Source organism: Kocuria sp. UBA1838 (assembly GCF_002338785.1).
Taxonomy (GTDB): domain Bacteria; phylum Actinomycetota; class Actinomycetes; order Actinomycetales; family Micrococcaceae; genus Kocuria; species Kocuria marina.
Genome location: NZ_DDIY01000016.1, coordinates 135,183 through 136,657 on the forward strand (window position 1 = coordinate 135,183; position 1,475 = coordinate 136,657).

Here is a 1,475-nt window from a genome sequence, read left to right on the forward strand (position 1 = left end):
GCCAGGCCCAGCATGACGCCGAGCATGGGCGTCACGGACATCATGTCGATCACGCCGGAGAACGCGAGGGTGGCACTCGTGGCGATGGCCACGCCCAACAGCGCGGTCAGCACGGGCAGCGCCGCGGGGACCACGGCGCGCAGCATGATCAGCAGCACCAGGGCCGCGATGATCACGCCCACGATCTCCGCCGGACCCACCAGGGAAGAGATGTCCTGCGCGAGCTCCTGGGAGAACTCGGCGTCCACGCCGTCCACGGGGTGGTCCTTGATGGCGTCCATCACTGCGCTCTTGGTGTCCGATTCCACGGAGGTCTGGTCCACCGAGAAGCTCACCACGCTGATCGCGGAGTTGCCGTCCCGGGAGACCACGCGGTAGTCACCCATGCGTTCCGTGGCCCGTTCACCCTCTTCGAGCTGGGCCTTCTGCTGGGCGATCTGCTGCGGGTCGATCCCGCGTTGCTGCAGGATGCGCTGTTCGCTCACGCCCGGCGGCAGGTTCTGGCGCAGCTGTGCGAGTGTTTGCTCGCCCTGCTCGAGCTGCTGGCGGCCGTCCCGCAACTGCTGCCGACCGTCGTCCAGCTGCTGCTGTGTCTGGAACGGGTTGCTCGTGGAGGCCACCTGGTCCACGTCCTCGGTGGCCTTCAGGGCCTCGGCGATGCCGTCCTTCTGGGCCTGCGTGAACTCGGAGCCGTCCTCCGTGAAGAACACGACGCGCCCGGTACCCTGGTTCGCCTCCGGGAGTTCGTCCTTGAGCCGGTCCGCGAGGTTCTGGGTCTCGGTGCCCGGGATCGTGATGGCGTTGCTCAGGTTCACACCCGACATGGCGACCCCGCCCACGGCCAACGCAAGCACCGCGAGCCATACCAAGATCACCGCCCACGCGTGGGAGGCTGCGCTCTTGCCCAGCCTGTACAGAAGTCGTGCCACGGGATTCTCCTACTGAATCGGAAGTTCTCTGGTGGGTGCGTCGCGCGGGGCGGCGGCTGATCGGTCCATGGGTGCTGTGCGGTTGTCGACGACGCCGCGGCGCCGGTCTGCGGTCTCGGGCCCCGGCGTCGGGGGCTCGCCGGTGGTGCTGGTCAGGGTTTCGGATCGGTACGCGGCATCAGGAATCGAAGCCCCGCCCCAGGACGCCGAGTGCGGTGGTCAACAGTTCGTCCCAGATCCGGCGGCCCCGCTCGTCCAGCTCGCCCCCGGTGCGCGCAACCCATTCGTCGAGGCACTCAGCGAACGAGTTGATGAGCGTGGTGGCCACCAAGTGCGTCTCGAAGGACGAGTGCTGCGGCAGCCGTTCGCGCAGCACCTCGTTCAAGCGGTCCACGGCGGTGCGGGTCACCCTGAATCCCCACAGCGACGCCGCGGGGGTGTCCTGCAGGTCCACGGAGAACACCGGTTGGAGTTCCTCGATCAGGGTGTGGGTGCGCAGCGATCCGATCAACTGCCGGTAGACGTCCCCCAGGGAAACGTCCGACG

At 67.9% G+C, this 1,475-nt stretch carries 1 protein-coding gene and 1 pseudogene; both read right to left on the reverse strand.

The window, feature by feature from the left end; genetic code table 11:
- The coding region (locus B3I25_RS08765) for an MMPL family transporter (RefSeq protein WP_286738663.1) at nucleotides 1-929 on the reverse strand (929 nt) is incomplete at its 3' end.
- 178 nt (nucleotides 930-1,107) lie between these two features.
- Nucleotides 1,108-1,475 (reverse strand): annotated as a pseudogene (locus tag B3I25_RS08770) (TetR/AcrR family transcriptional regulator); the annotation flags it as partial.